Source organism: Photorhabdus sp. P32 (assembly GCF_038085095.1).
In the GTDB taxonomy this organism is placed as follows: Bacteria; Pseudomonadota; Gammaproteobacteria; order Enterobacterales; family Enterobacteriaceae; genus Photorhabdus; species Photorhabdus luminescens.
The window spans coordinates 99,152-121,109 of record NZ_JAZGJN010000292.1 but is presented as its reverse complement, the minus strand read 5'-3'; the positions used below and the strand labels follow the sequence as shown (position 1 = coordinate 121,109).

Here is a 21,958-nt window from a genome sequence, read left to right as displayed (position 1 = left end):
ATAATATAAGAGTGATTTTTAGGTAGATCTAACACGAATCAATTATTTTTTACAGTTTCAATTATCCAATCATTGAAAAAACTGACCTTGGTAAATTGTTCTGCTGGCTTTAGCAGCGAGCGAGATACTAGCCCAGAAACGACATAATCTTTGTTATTTGTCTTAATCATCAATGGCCCGCCTGAGTCTCCACCGCCGACACCTCCATTTGGGTTACCAGAACAAATATTTATTTTTGGATCATAATTTGTGTCAGGGTATCCAGGGGGCACTTCGATGCATTTCTTATCATCAAGAATATATTCATTGGTTTTCATTAATACATTTGGGGTTGATACACTTTCTGTTCTTCCAAAACCAATAACCGTTAATTCTGTATCAACTGGCAGGTCAATAGTTTCATTTATGCCATTTAATTTTGCAAAAGTATTACTGTTTGCATCTCGATTAAGCTTAATTAGCGCTATATCATATTGTCCTCGTTTTCGTATAAACCAGTTTGGGTGAATAATTATTTTCTCAATATCAACTTTATCTTTGTAAATTGGCGTAGGTTTATATCTTGCTAATCCTACGTAAACTTTTAATTTAACATTAGCATCTTCAACGCAGTGAGCGGCGGTTAAAACCCAACGTTTATTAATTAATACAGAGCCACAATGATGCCCTTCAATATTGCCATCTTTTTTATTAAGTGCTGAGTAAAATGGGAATTCACCCGGTTCGGCAGGTTGACCATTTATTATTTCTATTTTTTCGGCACCATTTACCATCAATGAGAATGAGATCGTGCTGATAAAAACCATAATGAAAAGCAATTTTTCTTTCATAATATAATCCTTGTATAATATGATGATGGAGATAAAGTTCCATTATATACCCTATGTATTTCAAGATGCATCACGACGGCAAGGGAGCGAATCCCCGGGAGCATAGATAACTATGTGACCGGGGTGAGCGAGTGCAGCCAACAAAGAGGCAACTTGAAAGATAACGGGTATATACTATATCAATATGGTCTGGCGGAATAACGATTATATGCATATTTATATCTCATTTATGATTAATGGGGTTTTATTATTTAGAATCAAGAAAAATAAATATTTGTTATTAAATAACTTGGTGTATTTACAATACGAATAAGGTTTTTTAATATAAATATAATTCGGAAATTATGGTCTACATAATGCTTTGTTTCTGATTGGATTGTACTTTTGGCAATCCTTGAAATATTATTAATAAGGAAGTGTGAATACTGTAATTTATATTTAATTTTTGTGATTTATTTTAAATTCTTTTATTATTCAATTAGATTGTATTAAATGCATAATTTATTCGTGTTATGAAATGATGAAATTCATTCCTAATTTATCTTCGGCAATTAAAAATATTATTGGAATTAATGGTGTCAAGAGTGATATTAAAATATTAAATGTTTGAGATCATATTCTAATTTTATTGATTAATATTATGAAAATATATAATAATGGAATTGTTTAATTGGCTTAATATTTAAATATATTAATTGTAATTCATATATAATTGACTAAAACTACAATATAACATTTTATTTTCTATTACTTTCGCTTGTTTTTAACAGGTGAAAGAGAGAATACAGATGTAACCTAATAATATTTCTTTTTACTATTGTCAAAAGTCGAAATGATTTGGTATGAGCTGGGAATAGAGGAGAAAAATTTTATCTGATGCTGTTTTAAGCAAGGAGAGTAAACGCAGGACAGAAATAATGTTTTTCAGTCTGAGATAAAATTTCGATGATTGATAAATAAAATTTTATATACCCTATGTATTTCAAGATGCATCGCGACGGCAAGGGAGCGAATCCCCGGGAGCATAGATAACTATGTGACCGGGGTGAGTGAGTGCAGCCAACAAAGAGGTAACTTGAAAGATGACGGGTATAAAAGGTCATAGTATGATCAATATATTAATTTAGCCTCTTAATTTTAAAGAGGCTAAATGGTAATTTTGCTAATGATTTTGTGTTTATAACACCAGATCCAGAATGATGACGCCACATAAGCCAATCGCCCATGCAATAGTGGTTGGTATTGACCAAACGATCATCTGTTGTTTGGCATCTTTGATTCCCATCATGCGGTTAACGACCCAGAATAGGCTGTCATTAAAATAACCGAAGAATAATGAGCCCATCGTTGCTGCCTGTGCAGCGACTAGCATGTTGATCCCCGGAATTTGACTAATAATTGGCGCAGAAATAGAAGCGGCGGTAATCATAGCCACAGTGCCGGAACCTTGGATTAAGCGAACCAGTGTTGCGATGATAAATGGAATCAGCACCGGTGTTAATGGTAGGTTGGCTATATATTGCGCCAGAATGGCGCCAGTACCACTTTCACGCAGTACTGCTCCTAATGCCCCGCCAGCTCCTGTCACTAATAAGATAATACCGGCGGACTGTAAACCTTCTTCTAGCCGATCAATCACTTCATGTTTATTGACTTTTGGCATCAAGGTATAAACCGCTAACAATACGCTGATAGCTAAAGCAATAACGGGTGCGCCAAGGAAATCAAATGTCTGGAAATAGAGGTTGTTTGCTTGTCCAGTAAAGATTTTAGTGTTTAACAGCAGTTCATTAATAGCTTTGATGAAGATTAAAACGATAGGGACAATAATCGGCAATAGGGAGAGAAATAGACTCGGTAGTGGTTTGTTCGCTTTTTCTTCTATGTAGCGTTGATGAATTGTTTGTAGATCTTGAGCTTCTTCTGCTTCATCAATGGGCTGAAACTCAGGATATTTTACGGCTAACCATTTGGCATAAAATACAATGCCAATAACGCAAGGTACCGCCAGAACCATACCGGTTAACATCATGGCGCCGACATCGACGCCAAAAATGCCGGCAACCCCAAGCGGCCCCGGTGTCGGCGGGACAGTGTGGTGGGTGACAACCAATCCGCCAGCCAGCGCTACGCCGAGTGTCAGAAGATTGCGTTTTCCTTTTTTCGCGAGTGCTTTTGCCAGTGGATAGAGGATAACAAAGGCGGAGTCGACGAAAATCGGAATACTGACAATATAACCGGTGATCGCTAATGCCCATTCTTCGCGTTTTTTACCTAACCATTTGATAAAACTGTAGGCTATCTGTTCCGCGGCGCCGGAAACTTCCAGCACCCGTCCCATCATGACCCCCAGACCGATAACAATTCCGATACTGCCTAGTGTGGAGCCAAAGCCTTTAGTCATAACATCAATGGTATTTGCTGCGGTTAAGCCGCCAGAGAGCCCGGCGATCGCCGCTGCGATGAGCATTGCTAATAAAGCATGAACACGGGTACGTAGCACCAGAAAGATCAATGTGAATACGGCTACACCCAGACCAATGACCGGAATGTAGTGTTCCATAATTAGCCTCCAGTTAGGGACAGGTTATTGGTGATAAAAGCACGAATTGCATCACTGAATGTATTATCAGCATGAAAACCCAGTGACAAGCCACGGCTGATATCGAAGTGACCCGGCCAACTGGCGACAATACGGTTAATGTTTTCGTCTGGTTCGAAGCGGATGAGCTCCACTGTTTTCTGCCCGGCAACCTCTGCCAGCGCATCAATCATGTCCTGAACCGTGACACTAATACCCGGTAAGTTAACTGTGCGGGAAAGACCCAATTTTTCCGCCGGAATTTGAACCGCATGTATAAAATTGCGGATCACGGTTTCAGGGCTGGAAAGCCATAAAGTCAGATCGCGGGAAACCGGGCAGATGCTGCTTTCTCCGTGCAGAGGTTCACGGATGATAGCACTGGCGAAAGAGGAGGCCGCTTTGTTTGGTTTCCCCGGGCGGATACTGATTGTTGGTAGACGAAGTACTCGGCCATCGACATATCCTTTGCGGGAGTAGTCGTTAATCATCAATTCACACATGGCTTTCTGTGCGCCATAGGATGATTGAGGATTAACCGCACATTGTTCGGTAATGGTTGCGGGTAATTTTCCGCCAAATACCGCCAAGGAGCTGGTGAAAATAAATTTCAATTTTGGATTTTTAATCCGAGCGACGTTTAATAAGCCGCGAGTCACATCAAAGTTAACTTGCAAGCCGAGATCAAAATCGCTTTCAGCGTGACTACTGACAATGGCGGCGAGATGGAATAATACCGTACTGTTTTCATCAATCAGTTTTTCCGCAGCGCCTGATTGAGTTAAATCCAGAGCCAGACACTGTACGCGGGGATCATTAACCGGTGATACAGGACATTGAATATCGGTCAGTATAAGTTGATCGAAATTTAATGTTTGATTGTTGTCTAGTAAAGCGCTGGCGAGTTGCTGGCCCAGAAAACCTGCTCCGCCAGTGATTATTATTTTCATTGCGACTTTCCTTGTTCAATAATTTTGGGCTATTTGCTTATAGGGTAGGGTTGTTATCCTTTATACGCTGACGGTATGTAATATCAGATTGTGTTCTCGTAATTGTTGCTGCACGTTCGGTGGAAGTTGGCTGTCACAGACAATATCATCCAAACTCGAAAGCGGGCAGACACGAAACATGCCGTATTTGCCATATTTACTGCTATCAGACACCAAAACACGTCGGCGGGCGATTTCCAATACTGCCTGTTTGACTAAAACTTTTTCTTCATGTGGTGTGGAGACACCATGCTCCAGATCCCATGAACTGGTGCTAATAAAGGCAATATCCACATTCAAGTTACGAAGCAACATGGCGGCGATAGGACCAACACAGGAATAATTTCTCTTATCTACTTGTCCCCCGGTATGGAACAGATTTAATTGAGGTTTGTTCATCAGGTACTGGATAATGGAAAAATCATTCGTGATGATAGTGAGGTTAAAACGCTCAGCTAGAACTCTGGCAATTTCAAACGTGGTGGTGCCAGCATCAAGATAGACCACTTGTCCATCTTCAACCATAGATACGGCATATTGACCAATTTCCCGTTTATGACGATGATTAAGCCGGGCTTTTTCATTCCAGGGCAATTCCTGACGTAAAACATCACTAAGTTGCACACCGCCACTGACACTAACGACTTTTCCTTCCTCCTCCAGAGTGCGGATGTCTCGCCGTACTGTCATATGGGAGACGTTCATCAGTTTAACCAGTGCGCTGATAGAAATTGTCTGATATTCATGTACGTAGCGATAAATAAAGTCTCTACGCTCTGATGGGAGCATATTTTCTCCTGATTATTTCTGTGCTTTGGTCAACCAATCCAGACCATCTTCCGTGCGGCCGGCGGGGTGATACTCACAGCCAAACCACCCTTGGTAGCCCATTTCATCCAGTTTGTTAAATAGCCACGGATAGTTCACTTCGCCGCTATCGGGTTCATGGCGTTCAGGTACGGAGGCAATCTGGATGTGACTGAATTTGCCCCATAGACGCTCAATAGTGCGTAGCAAATCCCCTTCCATGATCTGACAATGGTAAAGATCTAACTGGATAAAAACATTTTGACGGTCAATGGCTTTGAGTAATGTTTCAGCCTGATACTGAGTTGTCAGAAAGTAATTTGGCATATCACGAGTATTAATCGGTTCAATTAATACGTTGATGTTATGTTTTGCCATCACATCAGCGGCATGTTGAATGTTTCTGATATAACATTCGCTTTGTAGTGTTGGCATAAGTAGTGTTGGCATAAATTGTAGGTCCAGTTTTCCTGCCATTGCATGAACTTGCTTGCAGTTCAGCGCCAGTGCATATTTCAGCGCGGTTTGTACACCCTCGGCAAATTCTTTTTCACGGCCGGGAATAGAGGCTATCCCTCTTTCTCCCGCCGCCCAGTTTCCGGCGGGCATGTTGAACAGAACCTGGGTTAATTGATGCTGCTTTAATAGGACAGCCAGCTCTTCCGCAGCCACTTCATAAGGAAACAGATATTCAACGCCTTTAAATCCAGCTTTGGCTGCCCGGGCAAAACGTTCTGTGAAAGGTACGTCGTTGAACATCATGCTCAAGTTCGCCGCAAATTTAGCCATGATGAGTTCCTTGTTTATTTACTCAATTCTTGGGGTAACGAGTTTCAAGCTCTTGTACTTGCTCTTCATTTAATGCGGTGAAGCCATGTGGCAGTAACGTTAAATAGAGCCGGGCGGTGTCTTCCAATTCCTCTGCATTGAAAAAAGCTTGCCGTAAAGTTTTGCCGCCGACAACAGGTCCGTGGTTTGATAGCAGGATTGCGTTGTGTTTTGCGGCCAGCTTCGCAATTTCCTCTCCGATTCTTTCATCTCCCGGTGGTAGATATTTGACCAGAGGCAGTTTTCCAACTCGCATTACATAGTAGGGTGTAATGGGTGGCAGGCAGTTACTTTTATCCAGATTGGATAGACAGGAAAGGGCGGTTAACCAAGGAGAATGTAGATGGACCACTGCATGGCATTCGGGACGGTTGCGGTACATTGCCAGGTGCATGGAAACTTCTTTTGTGGGTTTGTCGCCGGAGAGCCAGTTACCCTCTGCGTCCAGCTTACTCAGGCGCTCAGCTTGTAAGTCGCCAAAGCTGGAATTGGTCGGTGTGATGATAATCGCGCCATCTTCTAGTTTGGCGCTGATATTACCTGCACCGCCGCTGCTATAGCCCCGGTAGAACATTGAACGAGCCCATTCGACTAATTCTGTCCGTAATGCTTGTTCATTCATGAAACATCTCCTGTACATGCAGGAAAAAATCAATATCGCCGAAGTTGCCTGATTTTAATGCCAGCCAATAATTGTGTTGTTGATCATGTACCCAAGGTACGCCTGGGGCAATTGGCGCACCGATACTGAATTGTTGAATGTCCAGACTTTGTACTATTTTACCGGCAGTTTCGCCGCCTGCGATAATGAAGGTATTGAATCCGAACTGACGCAAGCCTTTTACAACACTGGCGAAGGTGTTTTCTATTGCTTCACTAGCAGTAGCCGCACCATATTGCTGTTGGATTTTCTGTAATGTTTCTGGGGATTGAGTTGCGTATAGCATGGGAGCCAGATGGTTTTCTGATTGCAGAATAACCCACGCAACCAGTTTTTCGGCATATTGTGGATCATTGATACATGAATCAATATTCAGGGATTGAGCAGGGGCCAGTTTCTGGTACAGGGCAACTTGTTTGTTGGTCATGACAGAACAACTGCCGGAAAGGATCACGGCGCGTCTGTTCTCGGCGGGTGGTGTTGCTCCTTCTGGTTGGCATGGCATCAATGGTTTACCGGTGTCTGTGCTGGCAAGGGCAGCGCCAAGACCGGAACCGCCAGTGATTAATTTCAGCTCTGATGCCGCTCTGGCAATAGGCAGCAAGTCATTCATGGAGAGGGTATCTGTTACTGCGTAGCGTATGTTTTGTTGTTGTAAATGATTTAGCCTCACGCGAATTGCCTGTTCTCCCTGGTGTACACAGGCCAGATCCACCAAATCGGCTTTCCCTTGAGCTTGTTGTTCCATCAGGCGCAGCAGATTGGCATCTGTCATTGGTGTCACGGGATGGTGCTGCATGCCACTTTCATTAAGCAGTTGACCGTTAACAAATAGATGTCCATGTACAACGGTTCGCCCGTTAACTGGGAGGGCAGGAGAGATCAGCGTGATGTCTGTTTGTAGTTCATCCATCAGGGCATCAGTGACCGGGCCAATATTGCCTTTGCTGGTAGAGTCAAAAGTTGAGCAGTATTTGAAGAATATTTGTTGACAATCGGCTTTCTGACGTAACCAGCGGCAGGATTTCACCGCGTTATTCACGGCTTCGTCTATCGGGCAGGAGCGGCTTTTCAGGCTGATAACAATAGCATCAATATCCGGTGGAATGGCGGTATTCTCATCAGGTGTATCCAGTAGCTGGACGACTCGCCAGCCGCTTTGCGCCATAAAACCAGCGATATCGGTTGCGCCGGTAAAGTCATCAGCGATAACGCCCAATTTAATGGTCATTATTTTTTCTCCGGTAAAGTGATACCTTTGAATGTTTTGATAACCGCGCTGTCATCCCATTGGCCGAAACCTTCGTTGCTGGCAGCTAGGAACATTTGATGTGCCGTGGCTGATAATGGTAGTGGGAATTTCAGATCCTTACCTGTTTCTAATGCCAATCCCAGATCTTTGACAAAGATATCTACAGAGGATTTGGCGGTGTAATCCCCTGCCAGAATATGGGGAACGCGGTTTTCAAACATCCAAGAGTTACCCGCTGCGTGGGTGACAATATCGTACATCAACTCCAAGGAAATGCCGGCTTTGGCTGCTAATGCCATACTTTCTGCGGCCGCCGCAATATGTATACCGGCAAGTAATTGATGGATTGTTTTGACAGTAGATCCTTGACCAATCTCGTTTCCAACATGGTAAAGTCGTTCGGTGGCGGCATCAAATACAGACTTTAGTTTTTCAAATAATGCTGGTTCGCCAGAAGCCATAACAGTGAGTTGGCCTTGTTCAGCTTTTAGTGCGCCGCCTGAAATAGGCGCATCCAACATGTTGAGGTTGTATTGGCTAAGACGATGGGAAAAATCTTTAGCTTGTTCTGCGGCAACGGTACTGTGAAGCACAATGATCGTACCGGCTTTTAGTCGGCTAACCAGCGGTGTTTCGCCCCCGAACAGTATGCTTTCTATTTGAGCGCCATTGACGACTACGAGCAAAATGGCATCTAGCTCTGATGCCCATTCTGCTGCGTTGGTTGTTGCCGCTTTAGCGCCCGCTTGCAGAAGCTGGTCACAGGCTTTTGGATTTAAATCAAATCCATATGTGGGAATGCCTGCGCGTATTAACGAACAGGCAATTCCCATACCCATAGCCCCCAATCCTATAATCCCTATTTTTTGTGTTGATTGGTTCATGATGGTTCCCTGGTGTTGTTGTTATAATTTGTTATTTTTTATCATTATTTCACACGTAATTTCACAAATACAGGACAGTTATCACATTTGAAAATCCTCTGATTGGCGATGGCTATTCTTGTAATTATTTGATTTATATTGTTTATAATTGATTGTTGTGAAATGTTAAATTTCACGTAAAGGTGTGATAGGGAATATGATTGTGGGGACGTTAAGGTTGGTAAGCGCTTTTTGCTGAATTCTTTTGAAGATGTTAGTTAGTCTCTGGATCTGTTTAAGAATAGGTAATTTAGAGGCATGTGATAGAGGTAGGTTGTTTTCGGAGGAATAAGGATGACTCGTCACTGCGTTCCTCGCCCTACGGGCCAACGCGTCGCAAGCGTCGCATTGTTGTTTCTCGAACCTTCGAAGTCTGTAACGGTAGATTTACAGTCTGCTCCCTTTGGCCGTTTGGGAACTTTACCCGATTTTGAAATGTATCACTGTTGATTACAGCGGGCGGAATCACATCAAATGAGCCGCTGCTGTAAAGCTCGAACTTTGGCGAAGGTTTTCGACCTTCCTCCAAATGAGGAATATGTTTTTATTGAGTTTGTTTGTAAGGCTTGAAGGCAATTTTTGGTGGTGGGGGAAGGATGACTCGTCACTGCGTTCCTCGCCCTACGGGCCAACGCGTCGCAAGCGCCGCATTGTTGTTTCGCTGCGCTCAGCTCGAACCTTCGAAGTCTGTGACGGCAGATTTACAGTCTGCTCCCTTTGGCCGTTTGGGAACTTTACCCGATTTTGAAAAGTATCACTGTTGATTACAGCGGGCGGAATCACATCAAATGAGCCGCTGCTGTAAAGCTCGAACTTTGGCGAAGGTTTTCGACCTTTCTCCAAACGAGGAATATGTTTTTATTGAGTTTGTTTGTAAGGCTCGAAGGCAATTTTTGGTGGTGGGGGAAGGATTCGAACCTTCGAAGTCTGTGACGGCAGATTTACAGTCTGCTCCCTTTGGCCGCTCGGGAACCCCACCAGATTTTGAAATGTATCACTGTTGCTTACAGCGGGCGGAATCATATCAAATGAGGCGCTGCTGTAAAGTATATATTTACAAATACGTTACCGTGTGCTGTTTTTTTATCCTTGTTGATCCTGTTGTGAACAAATAAGTCGTCTGTTTATGACGACTTATTTACCGTCTGCTCCCTTCGGCCGTTCGGAAACTTCACCCGATTTTGAAATGTATCACTGTTGGTTGCAGTGGGCACTTCCCCCTTGAGCGGTTTTTACTTAACAGGTTTAGAAAGAGGGATTCCTTTTTGCCCTGCGTAGAAGACCAGGAGGGTAACACCTTCTTTGCCTGTGTAACCGCGATGAGCGCTGTCAACCATCTCGGATACCGCCTCTCCCGCCTTTAAAAGACGTTTTTCGCCACTGGATTTTTTCTCTGCCGTTAACTCCCCGTCCAGCACATAAGCTGCATTAGGTATCGGGTGTTCATGCCAGTCAAGGCTGGTATTTGGAGCAATAGTAATTTTGAGAACTGAAAGCTGAGGAGTGCCTTTGGGATATTCTTGATAAAACACGCCATCCCAAGACTTTTCAGTCTCAAGCAATTTTTCAACTTTAATACCAGCAGCAGTGTTGCTGTCATGTGCTTGAGTGAAAAATGGAGCAATGAGCAAAGCAAAAGAGGTAAAGACGGATAAAGATTGAATAGATAGCCGCATGCGAGATCCTTGTAATAAATTGAGTAAGTGACCTGTGGCGAACCATATCATCCCCACTATGATCAGGGAAGACCCACACTTAAATACAGTAAGAATTAAAAGATCTTGGTTACTTCAGTTCGTGTTGAGTAACGAGGGGAAAGAAAACGACATTTTTCCTAGCATCACTATTGCTTACAGCGGCCAGAATCACATTAAATGAGTCGCCGCTGTAAAGCGTATGCTTGAAAATAAGTTACCGTGTGCTGTTTTTTGGCCCCAGGTAATTCAGCTTTAAAGGATGACAGTACGGTTGCCGTAAACAAAAACTCGTTGAGCAAGAACCCAATATAAAGCATGACTCAGCGCGTTTTTTTCAACATCCCGGCCCGCTCTCATCATGTCTTCAGCAGTGTATGTATGGTCTATGTTAATGACCTTCTGAGTAATAATTGGACCTTCATCCAGATTGTTATTCACATAATGCGCTGTTGCTCCGATGATTTTTACCCCTCTCTCATAAGCCTGATGATAAGGACGCGCCCCGATAAATGCAGGTAAAAAGGAGTGGTGAATGTTAATAATCTGATTTGGATAATGCTGGACAAATTCCGGTGTCAGTACTCGCATGTATTTAGCTAATACCACGTAGTCAGGTTTGTATTGGTCAATCTGGGCAATCAGTTTTTCATCATGTTGTTCACGGGTTAAACCCTCGTGACTGATTAAATGGAAAGGAATGCCAAATTGCTCAACTAACGATTGTAATGTTGCATGGTTGCCGATAACCGCAGCAATTTCAACATCAAGCCCGTCATAAGCGCTTTTCATGAGCAAATCCCCAAGGCAATGCGCTTCTTTTGTCACCATAATAACAATACGCCGACGACCCGCGCTATTTAATTCCCGTTGCGAACCCACCGGAAGTGCGTCATCTAAATCAGCAAGAAGTGTCTCATCATTGAAAATTCCTTCAAGCTCAGTACGCATGAAAAAGCGGCCTGTGCGATGATCGACGAATTCATTATTCTGAACTATATTCAGTTGGTGTTTGTAGCAAATATTAGTAATTTTGGCGATCAGTCCTTTGGCATCAGGGCAAATAGTGCGTAGAATTTTCTTTTGTATATGTTGATGTTGCATGAATGGGATTATCCTTAAATATTTTGCGTTTTCTGTTTGTGGGCCTTAACCACAACATTTTTTGTATTTTTTACCTGAACCGCATGGGCAGGGGCTATTACGGCCAATTTGAGGTTTTATGCCGTCGATAGGTTTTATACCGTCAATATAGTACCAACGCTGGTCTATACGAAGAAAACGTGAACGCTCATGAATAAGTTGCTTATCTTGGGATTTCTGATCAAGAAAGCAAGCTGAAAATTCAACATAGGCTTCGTTATCATTTTTGCCTTTTGCCGTCGTAATGACATTTAGTCCGAGCCACTGGGTAACAATAAAACTCTGTTCTATATCTAAACGCCATTTTTCAGCCTGGCAGTCAGGATGCCAGCTGGTAATAAGATAATCGGCGTTGTGCTTTACATAGGCGCTGTATCGGGAACGCATCAGTGATTCGGCAGTCGGGGCAATTTTTATGTTTTGAAGATAAGGGGAACAGCAATCCGCAAAATCTATTCCACTACCACAAGGACATAGCTCTGTCAAAATAACTCCAATTGTAAAGGGTGAAATACCATTTTTATGGGTTTTTTATTGCAAAGAAACGTAAGAGAACAAATGATAGTCACTTAATTGAACTAATATGAGTGATAGTACCTAAGAAAAGGTGAAGGTCGCAATATTAAGATTAGGATAAGGGAGCGCATTTATGGAAAAGGCATTGGCAGGCAAAAAAATTCTGATTGTAGAGGACGAACCTGTTTTTTGTTCTTTGCTGGCAGGGTACTTGCGAACATTGGGCGCTAAGGTATTAGTTGCATCTAATGGGGCTGTTGCGCTACAGGTGCTAGGACGCGAAGCTCATATTGAACTTATTTTATGTGATTTAGATATGCCGGTTATGAATGGCATTGAATTTATTGCGAAATTGACGAATGAAGGGATTAGTATTCCAGTTATTATTATTTCAGCGACTAACAAGATGGCCGAAGTTGATGAAGTGCTTCGTTTGGGAGCAAAAGATGTTTTATTAAAACCTGTTTCAGATCTTAATGAGATAAAAAAATCGGTGTTGGCCTATTTACATCCTACGGTCTTTATGTCTGGTGCGATTGAACAGAATAACTTGAATAAAGATTGGTTAACTCTAAAGCATAATTCAGATGAAGCATTAAATATGCTTAAGCAGTTACAACCTCCGGTTTCTCAAGTGATCGCTCACTGTAAAGTTAATTACCGAAAATTAAATATGATTGATAAACCAGGATTGATTCTCGATATGGCGGCGTTATCTGACAATGAATTAGCTTTTTATTGTCTGGATATTAGCCGTTCAAAAGAGTATGGTGTGATTTCAGCATTATTACTTAGAGTCGTATTTAACAGTTTGTTACAGGAGCATATCGTACACCATTCCCGGCGTTTACCCAGTATGGCAGGTATTCTAAATAGAATTAATAACTTGTTGGAAGGTGCAGGGTTACAAGGGCAATTTCCATTGCTGCTTGGGTATTATCATACAATCAATAAAACGGTTCTGCTCACCTCCGCAGGGTTACATGCCAGTATTAAGTCGGGTAATCGCCAAATCCAATTAGATAGTGGTGTTCCTCTTGGGACGTTGAAAACGATTTGTTCGAATCAAGTTTGTTCTCATAGTGCTGAATGGCAATGTCGGATCTGGAATACAAATAGTCAAATAAATCTGATGCTTTCTTCAATGTATTCTGGGTGAATATTACCAAGGTGGAATTTTGTTTAAAATGGATTTTAAACATTAGGTCACGATAATGTAATTAAACAGAATGGTGCTGTTTATCGGAGAGAATTAGCTGATATACTCCGCCTATTATGCTTGAAATCTATCTAATCAGGCTATTTTATTTGCCGCTCTTTACTACAAAGAGCGGATTTAGCGCTGCTCAGGTAAAAGTATAACTTTTTGAGTAGCCAGATAGGTAAACGAAGCAGTGAACTCTGTGTATGCATCGGTTTCTGTGAGCTGTTCGGGCTTGCGGTTTATTGACAAGAAATAGTCAGTAATAATGACGTCTTATTAAAAGAGTTGGCACTGATTTTGAGTTGAAGACGAATTTATTTCAGTCAAAAAACATCGGGAGAAAGATTAATGACAGCAGTAAAAAAATCATCAGTAGAAAAACCATCAGTAGAAAAAATGGTAAAGAAAGCTGTTATTCCGGTAGCGGGCTTGGGAACGAGGATGTTACCTGCTACGAAAGCCATTCCTAAAGAGATGTTGCCCTTAGTGGATAAGCCTCTTATTCAGTATGTCGTTAATGAATGTATTGCCGCTGGCATTAATGAAATTATCTTGGTGACTCATTCATCAAAAAATTCAATTGAAAACCATTTCGATACCAGTTTTGAGTTAGAGGCTATCCTTGAGCAAAGGGTGAAGCGTCAGTTATTGGACGAGGTTCAATCTATTTGTCCAAGTCATGTCACTATTATGCAAACTCGTCAAGGAATTGCTAAAGGATTAGGACATGCGGTGTTATGCGCCAAGCCTTTAATTGGCGATGAGCCTTTTGCTGTGATACTCCCGGATGTTATTCTTGATGAATACAGCACGGATCTGACTAAATATAATCTGAGCGAGATGTTGGTTCGCTATAATGAAACGGGTGCGAGTCAAATATTAGTAGAACCTGTACCTCATGAAGAAGTTTCGAGTTATGGTATTGTCGATTGCCAAGGAGAAAATCTTCAACCCGGTGACAGCAAACCAATTAAGCGAGTGGTTGAAAAACCTAAACCGGAAGAAGCGCCATCAAATCTTTCTATTGTTGGACGTTATGTGTTGTCCGAGAAAATTTGGCCATTATTAGCAAAAACAGCGCCAGGCGCCGGTGATGAAATTCAACTTACTGATGCAATTGCCATGTTAATAGAACAGGAGTCTGTGGAAGCCTATCACTTGCAGGGTGTAAGCCATGATTGCGGTAATAAGCTTGGTTATATGCAGGCATTTGTCCGGTATGGCATGAAACATCATGCTTTGGGCAAAGAGTTTACTGATTGGTTAGTGACTTTGCAGGATCAGGTTAAAGAATAATTTTACGGAAATTTAGGTATTATATGAAAGTTACGGTATTTGGTATTGGTTATGTTGGCTTGGTTCAGGCAGCGGTTTTAGCTGAAGTCGGTCATAATGTTCTTTGCATTGATATAGATGCCAATAAAGTTGAAAATCTGAAAAATGGTCAAATTCCCATTTTTGAACCTGGCTTAGCTCCACTGGTTAAAAAAAATTATGAAGAAGGCCGCCTGAATTTTAGTACGGATGCAAAGGCCGGTGTTGCGCACGGTAAATTACAATTTATTGCTGTCGGCACTCCTCCTGATGAAGATGGTTCAGCAGATTTAAAGTATGTGACAGCGGTTGCCCGTACTATTGCGGAACATATGGATAGCTATAAGGTGATTATCGATAAATCTACGGTTCCTGTTGGTACCGCAGATAAAGTTAATGCCGTTGTTAATGAAACTCTGTGTCAACGTAATGTTGATATTCCATTTGATGTGGTTTCTAATCCTGAATTCCTTAAAGAAGGCGCGGCGGTTGCAGATTGTATGCGTCCTGAGCGGATTATTATTGGGTGTGACAATGAAAGAGTCATTAACCTGATGCATGAATTGTACGAACCATTTAACCGTAATCATGATCGTATGATTGTGATGGATATTCGTAGTGCAGAACTGACGAAGTATGCTGCTAACTGTATGCTGGCAACGAAAATCAGTTTTATGAATGAGATATCGAATTTAGCTGAAATGCTTGGCGCTGATATTGAGCATGTTCGTCAAGGAATTGGTTCTGACTCCCGTATTGGCTATCATTTTATTTATCCAGGCTGTGGCTATGGTGGTTCATGTTTCCCGAAAGATGTGCAAGCATTGATTCGTACCGCAGAGCAAATTGGTTATCAACCTAAAATTCTGCGTGCTGTAGAGCAAGTGAACGAACTGCAAAAGCATAAATTGCCTTCTTTTGTCATGCGCCATTTTGGTGAAGATTTATCCGGTAAGACATTTTCTGTCTGGGGATTATCGTTCAAACCGAATACCGATGATATGCGTGAAGCGTCAAGTCGTGTTTTGATGGAAGCATTATGGCAGGCGGGAGCCAAAATACAGGCTTACGATCCCGAGGCGATGCAGGAAGCTCAGCGTATTTATGGTCAGCGCGATGATTTATTATTGATGGGGACCAAGGAAGCGGCGCTTAAGGGGGCCGATGCTTTGATTATTTGTACTGAATGGCAAAGTTTTCGTGCGCCAGATTTTGATGTCATCAAAGAATCTCTCAAAACGCCGGTTATTTTTGATGGCCGGAATCTCTATGATCCTGAACGCCTGCAATCCCGAGGTTTTACTTATTATGGGATTGGTCGTGGCGCATCCATTAATCCAGTTATCTGAGTAATACAATGAAATTCTTAGTCACAGGCGCTGCTGGTTTTATTGGCTTTCATGTGAGCCAGAGATTATTGCAAATGGGGCATGAGGTTGTGGGTATTGACAACCTTAATGACTATTATGATGTGAGTCTCAAACAAGCGCGGTTAGATCTATTATTTGATAAGTCGGGTTTTAAATTTGAAAAGCTGGATTTGGCCGACAGAATAGCCATTCCCGATCTTTTTTCTCGACACCAATTTCAGCGGGTTATCCACCTGGGGGCTCAGGCGGGTGTTCGCTATTCGTTGCAAAACCCGATGGCTTACATTGATTCGAATATAATAGGGCATATCAATATTCTGGAAGGTTGCCGTCACAATAATGTTGAGCATTTATTATATTCTTCTTCTAGTTCTGTTTATGGATTAAATAGGAAGCAACCGTTTTCTACAAACGATTCAGTTGATCATCCAGTTTCACTATATGCAGCAACAAAAAAATCAGATGAATTAATGTCTCACAGTTACTCTCATCTTTATCAGTTGCCAACGACAGGCTTGCGCTTTTTTACCGTATATGGCCCGTGGGGACGTCCTGATATGGCTTTATTTAAGTTCACCAAGGCTATGTTATCAGGGCAGCCGATTGATGTTTATAACCACGGTAATATGGTTAGAGATTTCACTTATATAGATGATATCGTTGAATCAATAATCAGATTGCAAGACATCATTCCGGTGCCAAATGAGAGCTGGACGGTTGAAGATGGACAAATATCTGCCAGCTCTGCCCCTTACTGTATTTATAATATTGGTAATGGTCAACCAACTAGACTAGGTGATTTTATTGAAGCAATAGAAGAATCATTAGGCATTCAGGCTAAGAAAAATTTGATGCCCATGCAAGATGGTGATGTTCTGTCGACCTGTGCTGATTCAAGTGACATTTTCCAAAAAATAGGGTTTGCCCCAAATACACCTGTGAAGCAGGGTGTGAAGCAGTTTGTAGAGTGGTATTTGAGTTTTTATCATAAGTCTAAATAAGATGAGGAGCCATTGGCTCCTTTTCTATTGAATCAACGATAGTGATCAGAGAGAAGTAAATAGTTGCGTCTGTTTGACTATTAATTTACCTAGGCATTGGCTAAGCGAGTAACTCGCCTGCTTTATCGTAAAGAAGTGATAGAAAAACGGGCAATCCGACTAAATCCTTCCCAAGGCTACTTATACACGCTCATTCGATAGACATTAATTCTTTTGTTATCTAAGCTGCTTAATAATAAAAACACCCTTCTATTTTAAAAGGGTGTTTTTAATTAAATTAACTTCAAAAACAATGAATTAGAGTAAGAAGCTTTCCAGCGTTCTTCCTTCATCTTCAATTGCTTTTTTGATAACAGCAGGTGTACGCCCTTGGCCAGTCCAAGTTTTAGTTTCACCGTTTGTATCAACGTATTGGTATTTAGCTGGACGAGCAGGACGTTTTGTTTTACCAGCAGATTTGCCGGCGCTCATTGTCTGAAGTAATTCGCTTGGATCAATTCCTTGGTCAAGAATCATTTTACGAACTTCTTCCAATTTACGTGTACGTTCTTCTAATTCAGCTTGTACCTGACTTTCTTCTTCACGACGTTCTTCAACAACGACGGTCAGTTTTTCAAGTATTTCATCCAAGAACTCAAGTTGGCATTCTCTTGCTTGAGCTCGTAAAGTACGGATGTTATTTAGGGTTTTTAAATCGCTCATTGTCCTGGTCTCAAATTATTAATGATGATGGCTGATGTGGATATAATAATAGAATGCTATTTTATTTTCTGCAATAGTCAATTTATCATATTCGGATAAAATGGCTCTTTTTTTTAAACGTAATTTCTTTACAAAAGTTATATAGCGCTTTTTATACAGCTATTTCGATTGTCATTCCCCAATAACATGTTCAGGGTACCTTTAACAAAGGGGAACATGATAATCTCTCTAATTTATAAACCAGGTATATACTAAATCGGTAAGTAATTTTAACTGTTTCTTATCATACCTGCTAAAGCAGAATAATACTAAGTTAAAAAAAACTTATGACTAATCCATGAGTTATCGCTGATTTACTGTTACCGTTTTCTGGAAGTAAATCACGCACATTATTAATTTGCATACGATATGCAACAAATCAGTCTGGCTTTCGCTTCTTAATTTAAACATGAACATTTGTCATTCAAATGCGCTTTATTACTCGGTTGGTGTGATGATGATCATGAATCATTAAGACATCACTAAGCTAAATATTTCGGTATATCAACCGGTACAGCTTACTGGGATGGATAATCACGGCTAAAGTTTATGGTAAACTCATCTGACTATATGGCTTTATAAATTTTGTTAAGGGGTAGGGCTAATGGCTCAACTTTATTTTTATTACTCCGCAATGAATGCTGGAAAATCAACATCCCTGTTGCAATCTTCTTATAACTATAATGAAAGAGGGATGAGAACGCTGGTGTTTACCGCAGAAATTGACACCCGGTTTGAAAAGGGAAAAGTCAATTCTCGGATTGGATTATCTTCGGATGCGCTTCTGTTTAGTCAACAGACAGATATTGGCGAGTTGATTAGAGATGAAAATAAGCAGGCAAAAGTGCATTGCGTGCTGATTGATGAGTGCCATTTTCTCACGAAAGCACAGATTGAACAGCTATGTAAGGTGACTGACTATGATGATATTCCGGTGCTTTGTTATGGGTTGAGAACCGATTTCAGAGGCGAGCTTTTCAGCGGTAGCCAGTATCTTCTGGCGTGGGCTGATAAGTTAGTTGAGTTGAAAACTGTCTGCCACTGTGGACGCAAGGCAAACCGTACATTACGTTTGGATAGCGAAGGTGTGGTCATTTATGATGGTGAACAAGTTGATATCGGCGGTAATGAAAAATATGTGTCTGTTTGCCGTAAGCACTATCTGGATGCTGTCAGTGAGGTGAAGAAAATAAGCAATATGTAATGGATAGTCTTTCTGTGAAGCGGTTAGGTGCTCTGTTAATAGGGCGGAGGTGAGTTAAAGGGCGCTGATATTAGCACCCTTAAGTAGTATTTAATCAGTTAATAAATTTGTTCTTACCGGCTTTCTGCTGTTGTAACAGTTTCTGTGAATTCTCGTCCATAGTATGAATCCAACAACAATTGTTTCAGCTCAGAAATCAGCGGGTAGCGAGGGTTAGCGCCGGTACATTGGTCGTCGAAAGCATCTTCAGATAGTTTATTAATTTTTGCCAGGAAGTCAGCCTCTTGAACGCCTGCTTCACGGATAGATGTTGGAATACCTAGCTCAGACTTGAGCTTTTCTAGCCAAGTTAACAGTTTTTCGATTTTTGTGACAGTACGGTCGCCAGTAACGGATAAACCGAGGTGATCGGCAATTTCAGCGTAACGGCGGCGGGCTTGTGGGCGGTCATATTGGCTAAATGCAGTCTGTTTGGTTGGGTTATCGTTAGCGTTATAGCGAATAACATTACAAATTAGCAGTGCGTTAGCTAAACCATGCGGGATATGGAACTCAGAACCTAGTTTATGAGCCATTGAGTGGCATACGCCCAAGAAAGCGTTAGCAAATGCAATCCCTGCGATAGTCGCTGCATTATGAACCCGTTCACGGGCAACTGGATTAGTGGCGCCTTCATGATAGCTGGCAGGAAGGAACTCTTTTAGTAGTTTTAACGCTTGTAGTGCTTGTCCGTCAGAGTATTCGTTTGCTAAGACCGATACGTAAGCTTCCAGAGCGTGGGTGATGGCGTCCAGTCCACCAAAAGCACAGAGTGATTTCGGCATATCCATGACTAGATTGGCATCAACGATAGCTATATTCGGCGTCAATTCATAATCAGCCAGTGGATATTTCTGACCGGTTGCATCATCAGTGACAACCGCAAATGGCGTTACTTCAGAACCTGTACCGGAAGTTGTGGTAATGGCTACCATTTTCGCTTTAACCCCCATTTTCGGGAATCTATAGATGCGTTTACGGATATCCATAAATCGTAGAGCCAGTTCTTCGAAATGCGTTTCTGGGTGTTCATACATCACCCACATAATTTTGGCCGCATCTATTGGGGAACCTCCCCCCAGGGCAATAATGATGTCCGGTTTGAATGAGTGCATTTGTTCCGCACCTTTACGAACTGTGCTTAGGGTAGGATCTGCTTCAACTTCAAAGAAAACTTCCGTTTCTATCCCGTGAGATTTCAGCACATCAGTGACTTGATCAGTATAACCATGATTGAATAAGAAACGGTCTGTTACGATAAAGGCGCGTTTTGCACCGTCAGTGGCGACTTCTTCTAATGCCACAGGCAGGGAACCGCGACGGAAGTAAATTGATTTCGGAAGTTTATGCCACAGCATATTTTCTGCTCTTTTTGCTACGGTTTTGGTATTGATGAGGTGTTTGGGCCCCACATTTTCAGAGATGGAATTTCCTCCCCAAGAACCGCAACCTAGTGTCAGAGATGGAGCAAGTTTGAAGTTGTAGAGATCACCGATACCTCCCTGAGAAGCAGGTGTATTTACTAAAATACGCGCTGTTTTCATTTTATCGCCGAAATATTTGATTCGGGCCGCCTGATTGTCCTGATCGGTATACAAGCAGGCAGTGTGACCAATTCCACCCATTTCAACCAATTTTTCTGCCTTTTCTACAGCATCTTCAAAACTATTACTGCGGTACATAGCGAGCAATGGAGACAGTTTTTCATGAGCAAAAGGCTCTGCTTCGTCAATCAAACTCACTTCTCCAATTAAGATTTTGGTCCTTTCAGGAACATTAATTCCTGCCATTTCGGCAATTTTTGTTGCAGGTTGACCCACAATCTCCGCATTTAGAGAACCGTTTTTTAGAATGATATCTTGAACAGCTTTCAGTTCCTCGCCTTGTAACAGATAACCGCCATGTGTAAAAAACCGTTTACGGACCTGTTCATAAACAGTATCCACCACGATAACGGATTGTTCTGAAGCACAGATGACGCCATTGTCAAAGGTTTTGGACATCAGAATAGACGCAATGGCACGTTTAATATCAGCCGATTCATCAATAACAACTGGGGTGTTACCAGCACCGACGCCGATTGCCGGCTTACCCGAGCTGTACGCCGCTTTTACCATACCTGGCCCGCCGGTCGCCAGGATGAGATTGATGTCCTGGTGGTGCATCAATGCATTGGAAAGTTCAACGGAGGGTTCATCAATCCAGCCAATAATATCTTTTGGCGCACCAGCCGCGACCGCAGCGGATAAAACCAATTCTGCTGCTTTGGTTGTTGCTTTTTTGGCGCGTGGGTGAGGGGAGAGAATAATGCCGTTGCGGGTTTTTAGGCTGATGAGGGCCTTAAAAATAGCGGTAGATGTTGGGTTAGTGGTTGGCACGATGCCGCAAATTAAGCCAATAGGCTCAGCGATAGTGATGGTGCCGAATGTTTTGTTTTCAGACAGAATGCCGCAGGTTTTATCATCTTTATAAGCGTTATAGATATATTCGGAGGCAAAGTGGTTTTTGATTACTTTGTCTTCGACAATTCCCATACCGGATTCTGCTACGGCTAATTTTGCTAAAGGAATGCGTGCATCTGCTGCTGCGAGGGCCGCAGCGCGGAAGATTTTGTCAACTTGCTCCTGAGAAAAGTTAGCAAATTCACGTTGTGCTTTTTTTACCCTGGCAACCAGTTCGTCTAGTTCAGTAACATGAGTTACAGTCATAAAGAAGTACTCCTGGAAAATATTAAAAATCTTTTAATATCAATGAATAAGTATTTTTTAGACTATTTAGCTTGGTGATTTTTTGGTAGCTACAGGTTACCATTTGGTATTAAATATATATTGATCTTAATCACATAAATTCCAAGCTGACTC

At 41.9% G+C, this 21,958-nt stretch carries 18 protein-coding genes, 1 tRNA gene and 1 other RNA gene; 5 read left to right on the top strand and 15 right to left on the bottom strand.

Going from position 1 to position 21,958, the window contains the following annotated elements; all coding sequences use genetic code 11:
- Nucleotides 1-38: 38 nt before the first annotated feature.
- From V2H77_RS22020 to V2H77_RS21960, 13 genes are all read right to left on the bottom strand, one after another.
- Entirely contained in the window at nucleotides 39-830 is a 792-nt protein-coding gene (locus V2H77_RS22020; protein ID WP_341500480.1) for a S1 family peptidase, read from the bottom strand.
- A 1,177-nt stretch (nucleotides 831-2,007) separates the two neighbouring features.
- Nucleotides 2,008-3,393 (bottom strand): GntP family permease, encoded by a 1,386-nt coding sequence (locus tag V2H77_RS22015; protein WP_341500479.1) that lies wholly within the window; start codon nucleotides 3,391-3,393, stop codon nucleotides 2,008-2,010.
- 2 nt (nucleotides 3,394-3,395) lie between these two features.
- Nucleotides 3,396-4,361: a D-erythronate dehydrogenase gene (gene denD / locus V2H77_RS22010; protein WP_341500478.1), complete on the bottom strand. Its 966-nt coding sequence runs from the start codon at nucleotides 4,359-4,361 to the stop codon at nucleotides 3,396-3,398.
- 60 nt (nucleotides 4,362-4,421) lie between these two features.
- Nucleotides 4,422-5,189: a DeoR/GlpR family DNA-binding transcription regulator gene (locus V2H77_RS22005; RefSeq protein WP_341500477.1), complete on the bottom strand. Its 768-nt coding sequence runs from the start codon at nucleotides 5,187-5,189 to the stop codon at nucleotides 4,422-4,424.
- Between the two features lie 12 nt (nucleotides 5,190-5,201).
- Nucleotides 5,202-5,996, bottom strand: coding sequence for a 2-oxo-tetronate isomerase (gene otnI / locus V2H77_RS22000; protein ID WP_341500476.1), 795 nt, complete (start codon nucleotides 5,994-5,996; stop codon nucleotides 5,202-5,204).
- 22 nt (nucleotides 5,997-6,018) lie between these two features.
- Nucleotides 6,019-6,657 (bottom strand): 3-oxo-tetronate 4-phosphate decarboxylase, encoded by a 639-nt coding sequence (gene otnC, locus V2H77_RS21995; RefSeq protein WP_341500475.1) that lies wholly within the window; start codon nucleotides 6,655-6,657, stop codon nucleotides 6,019-6,021.
- On the bottom strand, nucleotides 6,650-7,927 hold the full coding sequence (gene otnK / locus V2H77_RS21990; protein WP_341500474.1) for a 3-oxo-tetronate kinase: 1,278 nt from the start codon (nucleotides 7,925-7,927) through the stop codon (nucleotides 6,650-6,652). Before otnK ends, otnC begins: the two co-directional genes overlap by 8 nt.
- A complete protein-coding gene (gene ltnD, locus V2H77_RS21985; RefSeq protein WP_341500473.1) occupies nucleotides 7,927-8,832 on the bottom strand; it encodes an L-threonate dehydrogenase in 906 nt (301 codons plus the stop codon). The genes otnK and ltnD overlap by 1 nt, the downstream gene beginning before the upstream one ends.
- A 619-nt stretch (nucleotides 8,833-9,451) precedes the next feature.
- A non-coding RNA gene (locus V2H77_RS21980) (RtT sRNA) lies at nucleotides 9,452-9,599 on the bottom strand.
- A gap of 166 nt (nucleotides 9,600-9,765) precedes the next feature.
- Nucleotides 9,766-9,850, bottom strand: a tRNA-Tyr gene (locus tag V2H77_RS21975).
- Nucleotides 9,851-10,103: 253 nt separating this feature from the next.
- On the bottom strand, nucleotides 10,104-10,547 hold the full coding sequence (locus tag V2H77_RS21970) for a cupin domain-containing protein (protein WP_341500472.1): 444 nt from the start codon (nucleotides 10,545-10,547) through the stop codon (nucleotides 10,104-10,106).
- A 273-nt stretch (nucleotides 10,548-10,820) separates the two neighbouring features.
- Complete coding sequence (gene purU / locus V2H77_RS21965; protein WP_105397377.1) at nucleotides 10,821-11,669, bottom strand: formyltetrahydrofolate deformylase; 849 nt, start codon at nucleotides 11,667-11,669, stop codon at nucleotides 10,821-10,823.
- Between the two features lie 45 nt (nucleotides 11,670-11,714).
- A complete protein-coding gene (locus V2H77_RS21960) occupies nucleotides 11,715-12,194 on the bottom strand; it encodes a YchJ family protein (RefSeq protein WP_341500471.1) in 480 nt (159 codons plus the stop codon).
- A gap of 163 nt (nucleotides 12,195-12,357) precedes the next feature.
- Here V2H77_RS21960 and rssB point away from each other — a divergent pair, with 163 nt between their 5' ends.
- From rssB to V2H77_RS21940, 4 genes are all read left to right on the top strand, one after another.
- Nucleotides 12,358-13,383 carry a two-component system response regulator RssB gene (gene rssB, locus V2H77_RS21955; RefSeq protein ID WP_341500470.1) on the top strand — a complete coding sequence of 342 codons (1,026 nt, stop codon included), beginning with the start codon at nucleotides 12,358-12,360 and terminating at the stop codon, nucleotides 13,381-13,383.
- A gap of 393 nt (nucleotides 13,384-13,776) precedes the next feature.
- On the top strand, nucleotides 13,777-14,724 hold the full coding sequence (gene galU / locus V2H77_RS21950) for a UTP--glucose-1-phosphate uridylyltransferase GalU (RefSeq protein WP_341500469.1): 948 nt from the start codon (nucleotides 13,777-13,779) through the stop codon (nucleotides 14,722-14,724).
- A 23-nt stretch (nucleotides 14,725-14,747) separates the two neighbouring features.
- Nucleotides 14,748-16,091: a UDP-glucose dehydrogenase family protein gene (locus tag V2H77_RS21945; RefSeq protein WP_341500468.1), complete on the top strand. Its 1,344-nt coding sequence runs from the start codon at nucleotides 14,748-14,750 to the stop codon at nucleotides 16,089-16,091.
- Between the two features lie 8 nt (nucleotides 16,092-16,099).
- Entirely contained in the window at nucleotides 16,100-17,113 is a 1,014-nt protein-coding gene (locus V2H77_RS21940; protein WP_341500467.1) for an NAD-dependent epimerase, read from the top strand.
- A gap of 297 nt (nucleotides 17,114-17,410) precedes the next feature.
- Here the strand turns inward: V2H77_RS21940 and hns are convergent, their stop codons facing one another.
- The gene (gene hns, locus V2H77_RS21935) at nucleotides 17,411-17,815 is read right to left on the bottom strand and encodes a histone-like nucleoid-structuring protein H-NS (RefSeq protein WP_046397237.1); all 405 of its coding nucleotides are present in this window, start codon (nucleotides 17,813-17,815) and stop codon (nucleotides 17,411-17,413) included.
- Nucleotides 17,816-18,458: 643 nt separating this feature from the next.
- Here hns and V2H77_RS21930 point away from each other — a divergent pair.
- Complete coding sequence (locus V2H77_RS21930; RefSeq protein WP_341500466.1) at nucleotides 18,459-19,058, top strand: thymidine kinase; 600 nt, start codon at nucleotides 18,459-18,461, stop codon at nucleotides 19,056-19,058.
- 113 nt (nucleotides 19,059-19,171) lie between these two features.
- Here the strand turns inward: V2H77_RS21930 and adhE are convergent, their stop codons facing one another.
- A complete protein-coding gene (adhE, locus tag V2H77_RS21925) occupies nucleotides 19,172-21,805 on the bottom strand; it encodes a bifunctional acetaldehyde-CoA/alcohol dehydrogenase (RefSeq protein WP_341500465.1) in 2,634 nt (877 codons plus the stop codon).
- Nucleotides 21,806-21,958 lie beyond the last annotated feature (153 nt).